The 13752-nt window shown below is 66.1% G+C and carries 19 protein-coding genes and 1 tRNA gene; 14 read left to right on the forward strand and 6 right to left on the reverse strand.

Annotated features, from left to right (window positions below):
- Nucleotides 1-157: 157 nt before the first annotated feature.
- Genes PVU19_RS18305 through nthA form a run of 4 tightly spaced genes read left to right on the forward strand, consistent with a single transcriptional unit; the run spans nucleotide 158 to nucleotide 2523 of the window.
- Nucleotides 158-1225, forward strand: a complete 1068-nt coding sequence (locus PVU19_RS18305; protein WP_050661713.1) for a flagellar motor switch protein FliG — start codon at nucleotides 158-160, stop codon at nucleotides 1223-1225.
- 39 nt (nucleotides 1226-1264) lie between these two features.
- Nucleotides 1265-1606, forward strand: coding sequence for an SH3-like domain-containing protein (locus tag PVU19_RS18310; protein WP_050661714.1), 342 nt, complete (start codon nucleotides 1265-1267; stop codon nucleotides 1604-1606).
- Nucleotides 1599-1877 (forward strand): SH3-like domain-containing protein, encoded by a 279-nt coding sequence (locus PVU19_RS18315; RefSeq protein ID WP_050661715.1) that lies wholly within the window; start codon nucleotides 1599-1601, stop codon nucleotides 1875-1877. The genes PVU19_RS18310 and PVU19_RS18315 overlap by 8 nt, the downstream gene beginning before the upstream one ends.
- On the forward strand, nucleotides 1867-2523 hold the full coding sequence (gene nthA, locus PVU19_RS18320) for a nitrile hydratase subunit alpha (RefSeq protein ID WP_050661750.1): 657 nt from the start codon (nucleotides 1867-1869) through the stop codon (nucleotides 2521-2523). Before PVU19_RS18315 ends, nthA begins: the two co-directional genes overlap by 11 nt.
- 90 nt (nucleotides 2524-2613) lie before the next feature.
- Here nthA and PVU19_RS18325 read toward each other — a convergent pair whose 3' ends face one another.
- Entirely contained in the window at nucleotides 2614-3000 is a 387-nt protein-coding gene (locus PVU19_RS18325) for a c-type cytochrome (protein ID WP_050661716.1), read from the reverse strand.
- A gap of 97 nt (nucleotides 3001-3097) precedes the next feature.
- Nucleotides 3098-3760 (reverse strand): lipoyl(octanoyl) transferase LipB, encoded by a 663-nt coding sequence (gene lipB / locus PVU19_RS18330; RefSeq protein WP_050661751.1) that lies wholly within the window; start codon nucleotides 3758-3760, stop codon nucleotides 3098-3100.
- 142 nt (nucleotides 3761-3902) lie between these two features.
- Between lipB and PVU19_RS18335 the strand changes: the two genes are divergently transcribed.
- Nucleotides 3903-5225 carry a peptidoglycan-binding domain-containing protein gene (locus PVU19_RS18335; protein ID WP_235575677.1) on the forward strand — a complete coding sequence of 441 codons (1323 nt, stop codon included), beginning with the start codon at nucleotides 3903-3905 and terminating at the stop codon, nucleotides 5223-5225.
- Between the two features lie 99 nt (nucleotides 5226-5324).
- Nucleotides 5325-5411: transfer RNA gene (locus tag PVU19_RS18340), tRNA-Leu, on the forward strand.
- Between the two features lie 32 nt (nucleotides 5412-5443).
- Here PVU19_RS18340 and PVU19_RS18345 read toward each other — a convergent pair.
- On the reverse strand, nucleotides 5444-6172 hold the full coding sequence (locus PVU19_RS18345) for a hypothetical protein (RefSeq protein WP_050661718.1): 729 nt from the start codon (nucleotides 6170-6172) through the stop codon (nucleotides 5444-5446).
- Nucleotides 6173-6327: 155 nt separating this feature from the next.
- Complete coding sequence (phnF, locus tag PVU19_RS18350; RefSeq protein ID WP_050661719.1) at nucleotides 6328-7047, reverse strand: phosphonate metabolism transcriptional regulator PhnF; 720 nt, start codon at nucleotides 7045-7047, stop codon at nucleotides 6328-6330.
- 102 nt (nucleotides 7048-7149) lie between these two features.
- On the opposite strand from phnF, the gene phnG reads away from it, so the two are divergent.
- From phnG to PVU19_RS18370, 4 genes are read left to right on the forward strand one after another with little or no spacing between them, the layout of a single operon-like run.
- Nucleotides 7150-7593 carry a phosphonate C-P lyase system protein PhnG gene (phnG, locus tag PVU19_RS18355; RefSeq protein ID WP_050661720.1) on the forward strand — a complete coding sequence of 148 codons (444 nt, stop codon included), beginning with the start codon at nucleotides 7150-7152 and terminating at the stop codon, nucleotides 7591-7593.
- Entirely contained in the window at nucleotides 7593-8162 is a 570-nt protein-coding gene (gene phnH, locus PVU19_RS18360; RefSeq protein ID WP_050661721.1) for a phosphonate C-P lyase system protein PhnH, read from the forward strand. Before phnG ends, phnH begins: the two co-directional genes overlap by 1 nt.
- On the forward strand, nucleotides 8163-9251 hold the full coding sequence (locus tag PVU19_RS18365; RefSeq protein WP_050661722.1) for a carbon-phosphorus lyase complex subunit: 1089 nt from the start codon (nucleotides 8163-8165) through the stop codon (nucleotides 9249-9251).
- A 31-nt stretch (nucleotides 9252-9282) separates the two neighbouring features.
- Complete coding sequence (locus PVU19_RS18370; protein WP_050661723.1) at nucleotides 9283-9885, forward strand: HAD family hydrolase; 603 nt, start codon at nucleotides 9283-9285, stop codon at nucleotides 9883-9885.
- Nucleotides 9886-9887: 2 nt separating this feature from the next.
- Here PVU19_RS18370 and PVU19_RS18375 read toward each other — a convergent pair whose 3' ends face one another.
- Nucleotides 9888-10076 (reverse strand): hypothetical protein, encoded by a 189-nt coding sequence (locus tag PVU19_RS18375; RefSeq protein WP_050661724.1) that lies wholly within the window; start codon nucleotides 10074-10076, stop codon nucleotides 9888-9890.
- Between the two features lie 82 nt (nucleotides 10077-10158).
- Between PVU19_RS18375 and PVU19_RS18380 the strand changes: the two genes are divergently transcribed.
- The 4 genes from PVU19_RS18380 to phnN are packed head-to-tail and all read left to right on the forward strand — an operon-like array spanning nucleotide 10159 to nucleotide 13082.
- Nucleotides 10159-11028, forward strand: a complete 870-nt coding sequence (locus PVU19_RS18380; RefSeq protein ID WP_050661725.1) for an alpha-D-ribose 1-methylphosphonate 5-phosphate C-P-lyase PhnJ — start codon at nucleotides 10159-10161, stop codon at nucleotides 11026-11028.
- On the forward strand, nucleotides 11025-11795 hold the full coding sequence (gene phnK, locus PVU19_RS18385) for a phosphonate C-P lyase system protein PhnK (protein ID WP_050661726.1): 771 nt from the start codon (nucleotides 11025-11027) through the stop codon (nucleotides 11793-11795). The genes PVU19_RS18380 and phnK overlap by 4 nt, the downstream gene beginning before the upstream one ends.
- Before the next feature lie 58 nt (nucleotides 11796-11853).
- Nucleotides 11854-12537, forward strand: coding sequence for a phosphonate C-P lyase system protein PhnL (gene phnL / locus PVU19_RS18390; RefSeq protein ID WP_050661727.1), 684 nt, complete (start codon nucleotides 11854-11856; stop codon nucleotides 12535-12537).
- A complete protein-coding gene (gene phnN, locus PVU19_RS18395; protein ID WP_050661728.1) occupies nucleotides 12534-13082 on the forward strand; it encodes a phosphonate metabolism protein/1,5-bisphosphokinase (PRPP-forming) PhnN in 549 nt (182 codons plus the stop codon). Before phnL ends, phnN begins: the two co-directional genes overlap by 4 nt.
- Here the strand turns inward: phnN and PVU19_RS18400 are convergent.
- Nucleotides 13064-13750 (reverse strand): DUF1045 domain-containing protein, encoded by a 687-nt coding sequence (locus PVU19_RS18400; protein ID WP_050661729.1) that lies wholly within the window; start codon nucleotides 13748-13750, stop codon nucleotides 13064-13066. The genes phnN and PVU19_RS18400 overlap by 19 nt on opposite strands.
- Between the last annotated feature and the right edge of the window lie 2 nt (nucleotides 13751-13752).

Below are 13752 nucleotides of genomic sequence, written 5' to 3' on the forward strand. Positions count from 1 at the left end.
AAAGCGGTGTGGCTGCGCCACGCAGGGTCTTGGGATGGGGGCGCTGCCCCCAAACCCCCGGAGTATTTTCGCCAAAAAGAAACCCGGACCGGGTTCAGAATTTCTTCATCCCTTGCGCCGCATGATCCTTGCCGGATCAGGCAACAGGGATCGAGGCATGGGCGCACCACCAGCACGCATTGAGGCCCCGGCGCGGCGCGGCGCGGCGGCGCATCTGACCCGCGCGCAAAAGGCGGCGATCATCGTGCGGTTCTTGCTGAACGAGGGCACCGATGTGCCGCTGACCGATCTGCCGGATGGCTTGCAGGCGCGGCTGACCACGCAGATGGGCTCGATGCGCTATGTGGATCGCGGCACGCTGGCCGATGTCGTCGCCGAGTTCGCGCAGGAACTGGAAGGCATGGGCCTGACCTTTCCACGCGGGGTGGCGGGGGCGCTTTCGGCGCTGGATGGCCGGATCAGCCCGCAAACCGCGATGCGCCTGCGCAAGGAGGCGGGCGTGCGCCAATATGGCGACCCGTGGGATCTGGTGCAGGGTGCGACCCCCGAGGCGCTGTTGCCGATCCTCGAGGAGGAGAGCGCGGAGGTCGCGGCGGTGGTGCTGTCGAAGCTCGACGTGGCGCGCGCCGCTGACCTGCTGGGCCGCCTGCCAGGGCCGGTCGCCCGGCGCATCACCTATGCCATCTCGCAGACCGGATCGGTCAGCCCCGAGGCGGTGGACCGGATCGGGCTTGCGCTGGCGGCACAACTGCATGACGTGCCCGAGGTCGCCTTTTCAGAGGGCGCGGTGGAACGCGTGGGGGCGATCCTGAACTATTCGGCCTCGGCCACCCGCGACGAGATGCTGGAAGGGCTGGAGGAAACCGATCAGGATTTCGCGGCACTGGTGCGCCGGGCGATCTTTACCTTCGTGCATATCCCCGACCGGGTGACTGCCACCGACATCCCCCGGATCACCCGCGAGGTCGATCAGCCGCTGCTGGTGACGGCACTGGCCGGGGCGCAGGCTAGTGAGCTGGCCCCGGCGGCGGAGTTCATCCTGGCCAACATGAGCAAGCGCATGGCCGAGGCGATCCGCGAAGAGATGCAGGAGGCGGGCCGCGTGCGCCCCCGCGACGGCGAGGCGGCGATGACCGAGGTGGTGAACGCCATCCGCAGGCTGGAGGCGGCGGGCGAGATCACCCTGCGCCGCCCCGATGAAGAGGAGGAGAACGCGCAAGGCTAGGGCTGGACAGGGCGCCGGGCCATGCCTAGGCTGCTGTGCATGACAGATTGGGACGGACGCCGCTGGCACGACATGGGCGGACAGGACGCAGGGCCTGTGCCGATGGACGGGCATGATTTCGCGCTGTGGGAAAAGCGCATCGACGCGCTCATGGTGCTCTGCGGTCAAAAGGGGTTGTTCACCGTCGACGGGCTGCGCCGCGCGCTTGAGGACATGGGCGAGGAGGCGTTCGAGACGATGAGCTACTATGAACGCTGGATCGCCGCCGTGAACCAGAACCTGATCGAGGCCGGGGCCTATAGCCTGGAGGAGCTGGCCGGCCGCATGGACGAGGTCGCACAGCGCGGCCCCACCTATGGCGAGGCGCAGGGCGATGGCTGAGCGGGTGCGCGTCAGGACCCTCACACCGCCCGGCCATGTGCGGGCACCCTGGTATCTGCGCGGCAAGGAGGGTGTGATCGAGCGACCCCTGGGCCGATTCGCCAATCCCGAGCAACTGGCCTATGGCCTGCCCGCCGAGGAAAAGCCGCTATACCGCGTGCGCTTTACCATGGCCGAGGTGTGGGGCGAGCGTGCGGAGGCCCCCGACGACACGCTTGACGCCGAACTTTATGGCCACTGGCTGGAAAGGCTGGATGCCCATGCCGCATGACCATCACGATCACGACCACGTCCACCCCGAGGGCCTGAGCCCCTCGGGACATCCCTATCGCGCCGATAACGACGCGCCGCTGAGCTATTGGCAACGCATGGAGATCGCGGTGCGCGAGTTGCTGGTGGAAAAGGGCCATGTGACCCCCGCCGAGATCGCCGCGCAGATTGACGCGATGGATGCCCGCAGTCCCGCCAATGGCGCGGCGGTGGTGGCCCGTGCCTGGACCGATCCGGCCTTCAAGGCGCGGCTGCTGGAGAATGCCTCGGAGGCGAGCCGCGAGATGGGGTTCGATATCGGCCCGCTTCACCTGATCGCGGTGGAGAACACCCAAGACACCCATAACCTTATCGTGTGCACGCTGTGTTCGTGCTATCCGCGCAACCTGCTGGGCCTGCCGCCGGACTGGTACAAGACCCGCGCCTATCGCAGCCGCGCCGTGCGTGAGCCGCGCGCCGTGCTGCGCGAGTTCGGTCTCGACCTGCCCGATCATGTGACGGTGCGCGTGCATGACAGCACTGCCGACATGCGCTATATCGTGCTGCCCGCGCGCCCCCGTGGCACCGATGGGATGACCGAGGCGGACCTAGCTGCGCTGGTCACCCGCGATTCGATGATCGGCACCGGGGTGCCGCGCCTGCCGTGACCGGCATGTGACAGCACCTGGCAAAACGGTCGAAACGCAAAAGGCCGCGCGGGATGCCGCGCGGCCTTTGCACTGTCGCGATATGCCCGCTTACTCGGAGAAGGTCGCGAGATAGGCGGCGACGTCTTCCTGACCCTTGCGCAGCTTGAAGGTCATCTTGGAGCGGCTTCCGAGGAAGTCGTTGGGGTCGGTCACATATTCGGCAAGGTTCTCCTCGGTCCAGACTTCACCGGCCTCTGCCTTGGCCTGAAGCCCGTCGGAATACTTGAAATCCTCGACGCTACCCATGGTGCGGCCGATCACGCCATGAAGGTTGGGACCGATCTTGCCACCCTTCACGATGGTCTCGGAGTCCGAGGCGATCATGTGACACGCCTTGCACTTGTTGAATTCTTTTTCGCCTTTGGCGGCGTCCTGCGCCAGGGCGGGCATGGCGAGCGCCACCAGAGTTGCGGTTGCGGCGATCATCGTCTTCATGGGCTACCTCACTGTCGATTTGGTTGCAGTCTGTTAGGACAATAGATCGGCTGACCCATGTTGCAAGCTCAACTTTGCCGCAGGGCGGATCCTCGCGTCAGCCCGGAAGCTTGGGCGGCGGCAAGGCCCCGTCGAAGCTACGTCGCAGCGCCACGTCGAGATCGGCCATCGTCACCGGCAGGCCCAGATCGACAAGGCTGGTGACGCCGTGCTCGGTGATGCCACAGGGCACGATCCCGGTGAAATGCTCGATATCGGGCTCCACATTGATCGAAATTCCGTGAAAGCTGATCCACTTGCGCAAACGGATACCGATGGCGGCGATCTTGTCCTCGGGCCGCGCCCCGGTGGCGGTGAGCGGTTTGTCGTCACGCGCCACCCAAACGCCGACGCGCCCGTCGCGGATCTCACCGGTCACGTTGAATTGATCCAGCGTCGCGATCACCCATGCCTCAAGCTGCTGCACGAAGCGGCGCACATCGCGCCCCCGACGCCCGACATCGAGCATCACATAGACCACGCGCTGACCGGGGCCGTGATAGGTATACTGCCCGCCGCGTTTCGACGCGTAGACCGGAAAGCGGTCGGGATCGGTCAGGTCGGCAGGCTTGGCCGAGGTGCCAGCGGTATAGAGTGGCGGATGCTCGAGCAGCCAGATCGCCTCGGCGGCGTCACCCGAGGCGATTCGCGCCGCGCGCGTCTCCATCGCCTCTACCGCGTCGGGATAGGGGGTCAGACCGGCGGAGATGTGCCATTCCACGCCGTTTTGATCGGTCTCGATGCGGGTTTCGGGTGTCAAGGCTGGACTCGATGCACGCGGAAGGGAAAGATGTGGTATAGTCGTTCAAAGTTCTGCTGCACCTGATTAGGGGAGATGAGAGATGGTTTCAAAGCGAATTATGATGGCGGCCCTGGCTGCGAGTGTGGCCCTGCCCGCCGGACGCGCAGCTGCGGATTTCGCGGATGGTCTGGTTGGCGGCCTTGTCGGCGGCGCGGTCAGCGGCATCATCGTCAACGAAAGCGCCAAGGCGCGCGAGCGCAAGCGCACCACGACCACCACCACGCGGCGGGTCTATCGCGCCCCGGTCAACACGGTCGAACGGCAGCAGGTCCGCGAGACGCAGACCGCGCTGAACTATTTCGGCTTTCCCGCAGGCACGCCCGACGGTGTGCGCGGACGCAACACGCGCAACGCCGTGTCGCAGTTTCAGGGCCATATGAGCTATCCGATGACCGGGTACCTGGCCGATTACGAGCGGCAGTTCCTGATCTCGTCCTACTACCGGGCGCAGAGCAGCGGGGCCGCCACCTCGCAGTTGATCGCGCAGCGCGGCCAGGGCACGCGCGGGCTTTTGCATGCCTATCGCGACGAGGCGGTGGGCGTGCCGACCTATGCCGCGGCCCCGGTGCCGCAGGCACAGGGTCAGTCGCGGGTCATGGCCGCCGTGCCGCAGGCGGCGCAGGTGCCACAGGCCGAGCCGCAGCCGCAGGCCCAGACGCAGACGGCGTCGTCCGCGCTGCCTAACCTGATGGCATCGGGCGGCGACGGACCGTCGTTGGCCTCGCATTGCAACCAGGTCAGCCTGATCACCAATTCCAATGGTGGGTTTGTGACCGAGGCCTCGCTGTCTGACGCGCGGTTTGCCCTGAACGAGCAATTCTGCCTCGCGCGGACCTATGCGATCGCCGAGGGCGAGACCATTGCCGCGAACCTCAAGGGCGTGACCCCCGAACAACTCGAGGATCAGTGCCGCGCCTTCGGCCCGGCGATGCGCGATTATGTCTCGGCGCTGTCGCTCAACGAGCGCGATGCGGTGATCAGCGATGTGCGCGGCTTCGTGCTGCAATCCGGCCAGTCGCCCGCACAATTGGCGGGCACCGCTAAGGTCTGCCTGTCGGTGGGCTACCGGATCGACAACATGAACGTGGCTCTCGGCTCTGGCCTGTTGCTCACCGCCCTGGGTGAAGAAGCCTATGGCGAATTGATGGGTCACCATCTCAACGAAGGGTTCGGCACCACCCGCCGCCCCGATCTGGCACTCGCGTGGTATGACGGCGCGGTGACGGCGGTGGAAAAGGGCGCCGAGCCGGTCTTTGCACCGGGCAATTCGGAGCGCAACTCGCTCATTCGCAAGGCTGCGTTCCAGTCCAAGGGCGCGCAGGCCCCCAAGCCGGAGGAGACGGTGCAACCCGCCTCGACCCTGCCCACATTCTCGCTCGACTGAGCGCGCGGACCGGCCTGAAAAAATCCGGAGGGGCAATGGTTTTGCCCCTTCACAATCCCGATCAGGTTGCTTATACGGCGCGCACCTACCTGATCACGTGCGGTCGTGGCGGAATTGGTAGACGCGCAGCGTTGAGGTCGCTGTGGGGTAACACCCGTGGAAGTTCGAGTCTTCTCGACCGCACCATTCATCTGAATGTCAGATCGACCGGCCCCGCCTCAGGCGGCACGCGTCGGCGCTGCACGCCGCGACAGGACTTTCCCGATCATCCTCTCGATCCGCATCACCGGCTGCACATGCACGTCCCGCGCGCGACCACAGAACCGGGGCTGTGACAGGCCCGGATGATCGGCGCTCGCCATCGCCGCGCGCAGATCGAAATACGGCAAATCAAAGCGGTGCGCCGAGCGGCGCAGCGCGGTCGCGATCTCGATATTGATCGCCCCATGCCGCGCCAGCGTGACATCGTTCTCGTGCAGCCAGCGCGACAGGTCTTGCGCTGACAGATTAAGCGCCGGACAGAGGTTCGCGCGCAGCATCATGTGCAGCGCCCCGGTGCCGCGCAACGTCACCGTGTTCAGCCCCTTGATCACCAGCCCGCGCCCCTCGGCCAGACGCAGGCAATTGCGCAGATAGCGCGGCATCGCCGCCCGCTTGGCGCGCGTGGCCTCGGCCAGCGAGATACCATCGCGCAGGGCCATGTAGTAACAACTGAGTTCCGCATCCACCTGCCCGAACCCGAAACAGACGGTATCTGGATCAAGCCGCGCGATCGCCCGCGCTACCCGGGCGTAGCTGCCCGTGCGATCCGATTTCTGACGCAGCCCCGCCGCTGTCGCGCCGCGAAGACTTAGGATATACGCGCTGTCGAAACCGGCAATCCGGGTCGGGCTGATTCGTTCATAGCGAAAGAGCGCATCACGCGGCTTGATTCCGGCAAGCCGCATATGGGAATCCCCGACGCACAAAACCGTAGCCATGTCCTGCCCTTGCCCGATCATTTTTGACGGATGATCTGGTCGGTTCAGGATTTTGTCAACTTGGACGGGCATGCGGCATCGCTTTAGCTCTCCGACTGATCTTTCGCGCAACACAGGCGTGATCACAGGTCGCTCAGCGTGAGCGTGATCCGGTCGCCCGCAAACCACGTGCGCCCGTATTCGATGGGTTGCCCGTTGGGGTCGACGTTCACCGCCGTCGTGCGCAGGATCGGCGCGCCGGGGTTCAGATGCAGATGCAGCGCCTGGGTGGGGCTGGCGAGTTTCGCGGTCAGCCGGGTCGAGGCACGGGTGTAATCCGCGATCCCCTGTTCGCGCAGCGCGTCGGTCACCGATTTGAGACGTCGCAGCGCCTGCGGCAGATCCGGGAACCGGGCGGCTGGAAAGGTGCTGCGGAAGGTGGCGACGGGCATCCCGTCGGCCAGCGACAGCCCGTCATAGACATGCACCTGCGCGCCGGGCGCGAGGCGCAGCGCCTCGGCCTCGGCGGCATCCGCCGCGCGGGTCTCGAGGGCCAGAATTTCCTTGGCCGGCAGGCGACCGGCAGCGCGCAGGTTCTGGTGAAAGCGCACCCGCGTGCCAATCGGGTAATCGGTCGGGCGATGCGCCACGAACGCGCCCGCGCCGCGCCGGGTGAAGATCACCCCGGCCTCGGAGAGTTCGCCAAGCGCGCGGCGCACCGTGTGGCGGTTGACGCCAAACCGCGCCGCGAGTGCTGCCTCGGTCGGCAGCTTATCACCGGGCGCATAGCGCGCCGCCGCAATGTCCGCGTTCAGGTTATCATGGATCGCGCGCCACAGCGCATCGGGTTTCTCTCGGGGCATGTCACATAAATTTCACGGGTTGAAGGCTTGTTCGACAGGGCGGGTTCAGGTAGATATTTGTCTAGTTGTATAGTTATCTCGACAAATCCGCAAGGTGTCTGCATGACCGACAAGACAGAGCGCAAGGCATGGATGGGCCTGCTGGCGCGTGCGCCCGCCGGGGAGCTGAATAGCCTGTGGTCCGAGACCGGGCTGACCCCCGATTACGCCCATCTGCGCCCGCCCGAGGTGGGCGGCGTGATGGTGCGCGGCCGCGCCGGGGCCACCGGCGCGCCGTTCAATCTGGGCGAGATGACGGTGACGCGCTGCGCGGTGCGGCTGGCGGATGGCACCGTCGGGCACGGCTATGTGCAGGGGCGCGGCAAGACCCATGCGACGCAGGCCGCGCTGATTGATGCGCTGATGCAGGGCGATCAGGCCGAGACCCTGCGCGCGGCGATCCTGTCGCCGCTGCAAGAGGCCGAGGAGGCCCGCCGCACCGCCCGTGCCGCGCGTGCCGCGGCCACAAAGGTCGATTTCTTCACCATGATGCGGGGAGAGGATTGATGCAGGCGGACACCCTGAGCGGCGGATTTGCGGCCCCCCCGGTCGATGCGGCCCATGCCTTTCGCGCGGTGATGCGCGTGATGGCCCGGCCCGGCACGATTGAGGCGGCAACTGGGGCCACGCCACCCGCCCCGCTGTCGGTCGCGGCGGGAACGGTCCTGCTCACGCTCTGCGATCCGGAAACACCGCTGCATCTGGCGGGTGATGCCGATTGCGCGGGGGTGCACGAATGGATCACCTTTCACACCGGTGCGCCGCTGGTGGCGCGGTCCGAGGCGATGTTCGCGATAGGTACATGGGAGGCGCTCGCGCCGCTTGACGCCTATCCGGTGGGCACGCCGGAGTATCCCGACCGTTCGGCCACGCTGATCGTCGAGATGGACCGGCTGGAGGCGTCCGGTGCATGCCTGCGCGGGCCGGGGATCAAAGACACGGCGGCGCTCTCGGTACCCGAGGTGGCGGCGTTTCAGGCCAATGCGCGGCAGTTTCCACTGGGGCTCGATTTTCTGCTCACCTGTGGCGACCGTCTCGCGGCCCTGCCACGCAGCACCCGCGTGGAGGGCCAATAGATGTATGTTGCGGTCAAGGGCGGCGAACGCGCCATCGACAACGCCCATGCCTGGCTCGCCGAGGAGCGGCGCGGCGATGCCTCTGTCGCAGAACTGGGCGTCGCGCAGATCCGTGAGCAGTTGAGCCTCGCCGTCAACCGCGTCATGGCCGAGGGTTCGCTCTACGACCCCGACCTTGCCGCGCTGGCCATCAAGCAGGCGCGCGGCGATCTGATCGAGGCGATTTTCCTCATTCGTGCCTATCGCACGACGCTGCCCCGCTTTGGCGCCTCGCACCCGGTGGAGACCTCTGCCATGCGCTGCGACCGGCGTATTTCGGCCACGTTCAAGGATGCGCCAGGGGGGCAGGTGCTGGGGCCGACATTCGATTACACACACCGCCTGCTGGATTTCAAACTGGCCGCCGAGGGCGAGGTGGCCGACGCCCCCGAGGCCCCGCCGCAGCCCGGCCCGACGCCGCATATCATGGGCTATCTGAACCGTGAGGGGTTGATCGAGGACGAGGTGCCGGATGAGGCGACCCCGCCCGACCTGACCCGCGAGCCGATGGAACTGCCCGCAGACCGCGCCCTACGGCTGCAGGCGCTGACGCGCGGCGACGAGGGGTTCATCCTGTCGCTCGCCTATTCGACGCAGCGCGGCTATGCCCGCAATCATGCCTTTGTCGGCGAGTTGCGGATCGGCGGGGTGGGTGTTGAGATGGACATCCCCGAGTTAGGCTTTGCCATCGAGCTGGGTGAAATCACCCTGACCGAATGCGAGACCGTCAACCAGTTCAAGGGCTCGAAAACCGAGCCGCCGCAGTTCACCCGGGGCTATGGCCTCGTCTTTGGCCAGACCGAGCGCAAGGCCATCGCCATGGCGCTCGTGGACCGGGCGCTGCGCTGGAAGGAACTGGGCGAAGAAGATCAAGGCGCGCCCGCGCAGGACGAGGAATTCGTGCTGATGCATGCCGACAATATCCAAGCGACGGGGTTTCTGGAGCATATCAAGCTGCCGCATTACGTCGATTTCCAAAGCGAGTTGGAACTGGTGCGCAAACTGCGTCGCGAGGCCGAGGGCAGTGCGGCGCGGGAGGCGGCGGAATGAGTATTTCTGGCAAGATGAAACGGGGCATGAGGTGACCCTGATCGTGTTCGATATCGGCAATGTCCTCCTCCAGTGGGACCCGAAAGCGGCCTTTCGCCATGCCTTTACCAGCGATGCCGAGATTGACGCGCTGCTGGACGAGGTCGGATTCTACGACTGGAACTTTGAGCAGGACCGGGGCCGGACCCGTGCCGAGGCGGTGGCGGCCATCTCAGCTCAATGGCCGGATCATACCGATCTCATGGACGGCTATTTCGACCGCTTCGGCTTGACCATCCGTGAACGGATCGAAGGCACATGGGCGATCATCGCCGCACTCAGAGCGCGCGATCATCGCCTCTGGGCGCTCACCAATTTTTCCGCCGATACCTGGCCCGAGGCGCTGCGCCTGCATCCCGACCTGACCGATGTTTTCGAGGGGATCGTCGTCTCTGCCCACGAGCGCATGGTCAAACCTGACCGGGAAATCTTTGATCTTCTCTGTGGGCGCGCGGGCGTCGCCCCGGACCAGTGTTATTTTACCGACGACAGCGCCGCCAATGTGGCGGGCGCGCGGAATGCGGGCTGGCAGGCGCATCGTTTTACCGGGGCGGAGCGGCTGCGCGTCGATCTGCGCGAGCGGGGTTTTTTGTGATGTCAGTCGCCGCCGCCATCCCCGCAATCACCATCATCCCCGTCGCTGTCGCCGATTGTATGCATGATGCCAAGCTGGTTTTCGCAGAACTTGGCCGCTTCGCTCTCGGGCCAGAGCACGATGATCGCGGAGCGCCCCAGAAAAAGGGCGAAGAGCCCGCCAAGGGCAATGATGATCCAGTTGTCGAACATGCCGGCTCTCCTCTTGCGCCGACAGAGTGCATCACGAATCGGGCATTTCCTTGGCGGCCGCGCGCGCAAGAAAGGACATGGCATGTCTGACTATAACTTTGCCTATCTCGACGAGCAGACCAAGCGGATGATCCGCCGCGCCATTCTCAAGGGGCTGGCGATCCCCGGCTATCAGGTGCCCTTTGCCAGCCGCGAGATGCCGATGCCTTACGGCTGGGGCACCGGCGGCGTGCAGGTCTCTGCCGCCTGTCTGACCCCGGATGACACGTTCAAGGTGATCGACCAGGGTGCGGATGACACCACCAACGCGGTCTCGATCCGCAAGTTTTTCGAGAAGACCGCCCAAGTCGCCACCACCGAGGAAACCGCCCGCGCCAGCCTCATCCAGACCCGCCACCGCATCCCCGAGGAGGCGCTGAGCGAGGAACAGATCCTTGTCTACCAGGTGCCGATCCCCGAACCGCTGCGCTTTCTGGAGCCGTCGGAGGTGGAGACCCGCAAGATGCACAGCCTTGAGGAATATGGCCTCATGCATGTGAAACTCTACGAGGACATCAGCCAGCACGGCGCGATTGCCACCGCCTATGCCTATCCCGTCAAGGTCGAGGGGCGCTATGTGATGGACCCGTCGCCGATCCCGAAATTCGACAATCCGAAACTGGGCATGGCGGCGATCCAGCTCTTTGGTGCGGGGCGCGAACAGCGGATTTACGCGTTACCGCCCTATACGGCGGTCGTCAGTCTCGATTTTGAGGATCACCCGTTCGAGCCGAGCAAGGCCGATCACGATTGCGATCTCTGTGGGGCCTCCGACAGCTATCTCGACGAGGTGATCGTGGATGATGCGGGCGGGCGGATGTTCGTCTGTTCCGACACCGATTATTGCCGGTCTCGCCGCGCGGCGGGCCATGTCGGCGCGCAGGGCGCCCCCTATGAGGAGGGTGCCGCATGACACCGCTAATGCAGGTTCAGGGTATCGCGAAATTCTATGGGGCGCGGCGCGGCTGTGAGGATGTGAGCTTTGATCTCTACCCCGGCGAGGTGATGGGCATCGTCGGCGAGAGCGGTTCGGGCAAATCGACGCTTCTGTCGTGCCTTGCCGGGCATCTGCCGCCCGACCGGGGCGAGGTGATTTTCGACACCCGAGCGGATGGCCCGCGCGACACGCTGACCATGTCCGAACCCGAGCGACGCATGCTGATGCGCACCGATTGGGCGTTTGTTCACCAGCACGCGCGCGACGGGCTGCGCATGGGGGTTTCGGCGGGCGGCAATGTGGGCGAACGGCTGATGGCTGTGGGCGCGCGGCATTATGGCGATATCCGCGAACAGGCAGTGGATTGGCTGGGCCGGGTCGAGATCGCGGCCGACCGCGTGGATGACAAGCCGCAGGCGTTTTCGGGGGGCATGCAGCAACGCTTGCAGATCGCCCGTAATCTGGTGACCGGCCCGCGTCTGGTGTTCATGGATGAGCCGACCGGCGGGCTCGATGTCAGCGTGCAGGCGCGGCTTCTGGACCTGTTGCGCGGATTGGTGCGCGAAATGGGCCTCTCGGCGATCATCGTGACGCATGATCTGGCGGTGGTGCGCCTACTGGCCGACCGGCTGATGGTGATGAAGGATGGCCGCGTGGTCGAGGACGGGCTGACCGATCAGGTGCTTGATGATCCGCAGCACGGCTACACGCAATTGCTGGTGTCGAGCGTGTTGCAGGTGTGATCCGGGGGCCAGCCCCCGAACCCCCGGAATATTTGGGGCAAGATGAAGGACGGATGCGATGATCGAGATCGAAGGTCTGGGCAAGAGCTTTACCCTGCACAATCAGGGCGGTGCGGTGATCCCGGTGATGGCGGGCGCGCATCTGCGGGTGGCGCGCGGGGAATGCGTGGCGCTGACCGGCACATCGGGGGCGGGCAAATCGACCCTGATGCGGATGATCTACGGCAATTACCGCGCCAGTGCCGGGCGGATCATGGTGGGCGAGACCGACATCGCCCAAGCCGCGCCGCGCGAGATCATCCAACTTCGGCGCGACACGCTCGGCTATGTCAGCCAGTTCCTGAGGGTCGTGCCGCGCGTGCCCACGCGCGAGGTGGTGGCAGAGCCGCTCCTGACCCTCGGTGTGACGCGGGCGGACGCCATCGCGCGGGCCGAGGCGCTGCTGGCGCGGCTCAACATCCCCGAGGCGCTGTGGTCGCTCAGCCCCACAACGTTTTCGGGGGGCGAGCAGCAGCGGGTGAACATCGCGCGCGGCTTTGCCCACGCCTTTCCCGCACTTCTGCTGGATGAGCCGACCGCCAGCCTCGACGCCGCCAATCGCGAGGTGGTGATCGGCCTCATCGAGGAGGCCAAGGCGCGCGGGGCGGCGATCATCGGGATCTTTCACGACGAGGCGGCGCGCGGCCGGGTCTGCGACCGCGAGGTCGATGTGGGTGCCTTTGCCCCGGAGCAGGCGGCATGACCAAGGGCCGTCTCATCGCCGTGGTCGGCCCCTCGGGCGTGGGCAAGGACACGCTGATGCGTGCCATGGTGGCCGAACGCCCCGGGCTGCGCCGGGTGCGCCGGGTCATCACCCGCCCCGCCGATGATGGCGGCGAGGGGCATGAGCCGGTGACCGAAGCCGAATTCGAGGCGCGTCGCAAGGAGGGCGGCTTTGCCCTCGACTGGCGCGCGCATGGGCTGCGCTACGGGGTGCCGGTGGGCATCTGCATGGATCTCGGCGCGGGGCGCGACCTGCTGGTCAACCTGTCGCGCGGTGTGCTGGCGCAGGCGCAGGCGCGCTATCCTCGCCTGATCGTGCTGCATCTGACGGCGACACCCGAGGTCCTGGCCGCGCGTCTTGCGACGCGCGGGCGCGAGGCGGCAGGCGATATCGCGGAACGGCTGGAGGGCGCGGAGATGGCCCTGGCCGAGGGCGCGTGGCCGGTGGTGACGCTCGACACCGATGCGCCCGTCGGGCGGCTGGCCAAGCGGGCGATCAAGCTGGTCTACGGGGTGAAGACGTGACGCGCGATCAGGTGAAACCAGCCTTGCGCATCCTCGCCCATCAGCGACAGCGCATCAATGGGATAGGGGCGCGGCAGGAGCGGTATGAATTTCGCCGTGAGGATATCGCGCAGGGCGGGCAATTCGGATTTCGGCCGCTTGCCGGTGAGCGTGATGTGAAAGCGGAAGCCCTCCATCACATGCGGATAGCCCCATTTCATGAGACGCGCCTCTTGATCGGGGCTCAGCCCACCGGCGCGGCGGTGGGCCAATTCCGCCTCCGAGAGCGGGGCGCGAAACGGCTCGAACGCGCGCACGGTCTGGGCGGCGAGCGCGTCAAGCGCGGTTGTGTCGCCCTCGGGCATCAGCGCGAGAAACCGGCCAAGCGTGGTGACGGTGAGACCGTCGAGCAGAACCGGCTGCGCCTGCGCGCAGAACTGCGCGAAAGCCGCTCGCAAACCCGCCTCGTCCTGACCCTCGGCCAGCCGAAACGGCGGTTTCATCGTGGCATGCAGCCCGTATTTGCGCGGGGTCTCGGTGATCTCGGAGACAGGCGCGGGCAGGCCCGCCACCTCGGGATGCGCGATTGCAGTGCCCCGGGCCGCATCCCAACCCAGCCAGGCTGCGCCGAACTCCGAAAACGCGCCTTCGGGCGGCGTGAAATAGACAGCGTAGCGGGTGAATTGCATGG

Source organism: Roseovarius tolerans, assembly GCF_028885395.1.
Classification (GTDB): domain Bacteria; phylum Pseudomonadota; class Alphaproteobacteria; order Rhodobacterales; family Rhodobacteraceae; genus Roseovarius; species Roseovarius tolerans.

Coding starts and splice junctions, on each gene's coding strand:
- PVU19_RS18305 (WP_050661713.1), top strand. CDS start 158: ATGGGCGCACCACCAGCACGCATTGAGGCCCCGGCGCGGCGCGGCGCG.
- PVU19_RS18310 (WP_050661714.1), top strand. CDS start 1,265: ATGACAGATTGGGACGGACGCCGCTGGCACGACATGGGCGGACAGGAC.
- PVU19_RS18315 (WP_050661715.1), top strand. CDS start 1,599: ATGGCTGAGCGGGTGCGCGTCAGGACCCTCACACCGCCCGGCCATGTG.
- nthA (WP_050661750.1), top strand. CDS start 1,867: ATGCCGCATGACCATCACGATCACGACCACGTCCACCCCGAGGGCCTG.
- PVU19_RS18325 (WP_050661716.1), bottom strand. CDS start 3,000: ATGAAGACGATGATCGCCGCAACCGCAACTCTGGTGGCGCTCGCCATG.
- PVU19_RS18335 (WP_235575677.1), top strand. CDS start 3,903: ATGGCGGCCCTGGCTGCGAGTGTGGCCCTGCCCGCCGGACGCGCAGCT.
- PVU19_RS18345 (WP_050661718.1), bottom strand. CDS start 6,172: ATGCGGCTTGCCGGAATCAAGCCGCGTGATGCGCTCTTTCGCTATGAA.
- phnF (WP_050661719.1), bottom strand. CDS start 7,047: ATGCCCCGAGAGAAACCCGATGCGCTGTGGCGCGCGATCCATGATAAC.
- phnG (WP_050661720.1), top strand. CDS start 7,150: ATGACCGACAAGACAGAGCGCAAGGCATGGATGGGCCTGCTGGCGCGT.
- phnH (WP_050661721.1), top strand. CDS start 7,593: ATGCAGGCGGACACCCTGAGCGGCGGATTTGCGGCCCCCCCGGTCGAT.
- PVU19_RS18365 (WP_050661722.1), top strand. CDS start 8,163: ATGTATGTTGCGGTCAAGGGCGGCGAACGCGCCATCGACAACGCCCAT.
- PVU19_RS18375 (WP_050661724.1), bottom strand. CDS start 10,076: ATGTTCGACAACTGGATCATCATTGCCCTTGGCGGGCTCTTCGCCCTT.
- PVU19_RS18380 (WP_050661725.1), top strand. CDS start 10,159: ATGTCTGACTATAACTTTGCCTATCTCGACGAGCAGACCAAGCGGATG.
- phnK (WP_050661726.1), top strand. CDS start 11,025: ATGACACCGCTAATGCAGGTTCAGGGTATCGCGAAATTCTATGGGGCG.
- phnL (WP_050661727.1), top strand. CDS start 11,854: ATGATCGAGATCGAAGGTCTGGGCAAGAGCTTTACCCTGCACAATCAG.
- phnN (WP_050661728.1), top strand. CDS start 12,534: ATGACCAAGGGCCGTCTCATCGCCGTGGTCGGCCCCTCGGGCGTGGGC.
- PVU19_RS18400 (WP_050661729.1), bottom strand. CDS start 13,750: ATGCAATTCACCCGCTACGCTGTCTATTTCACGCCGCCCGAAGGCGCG.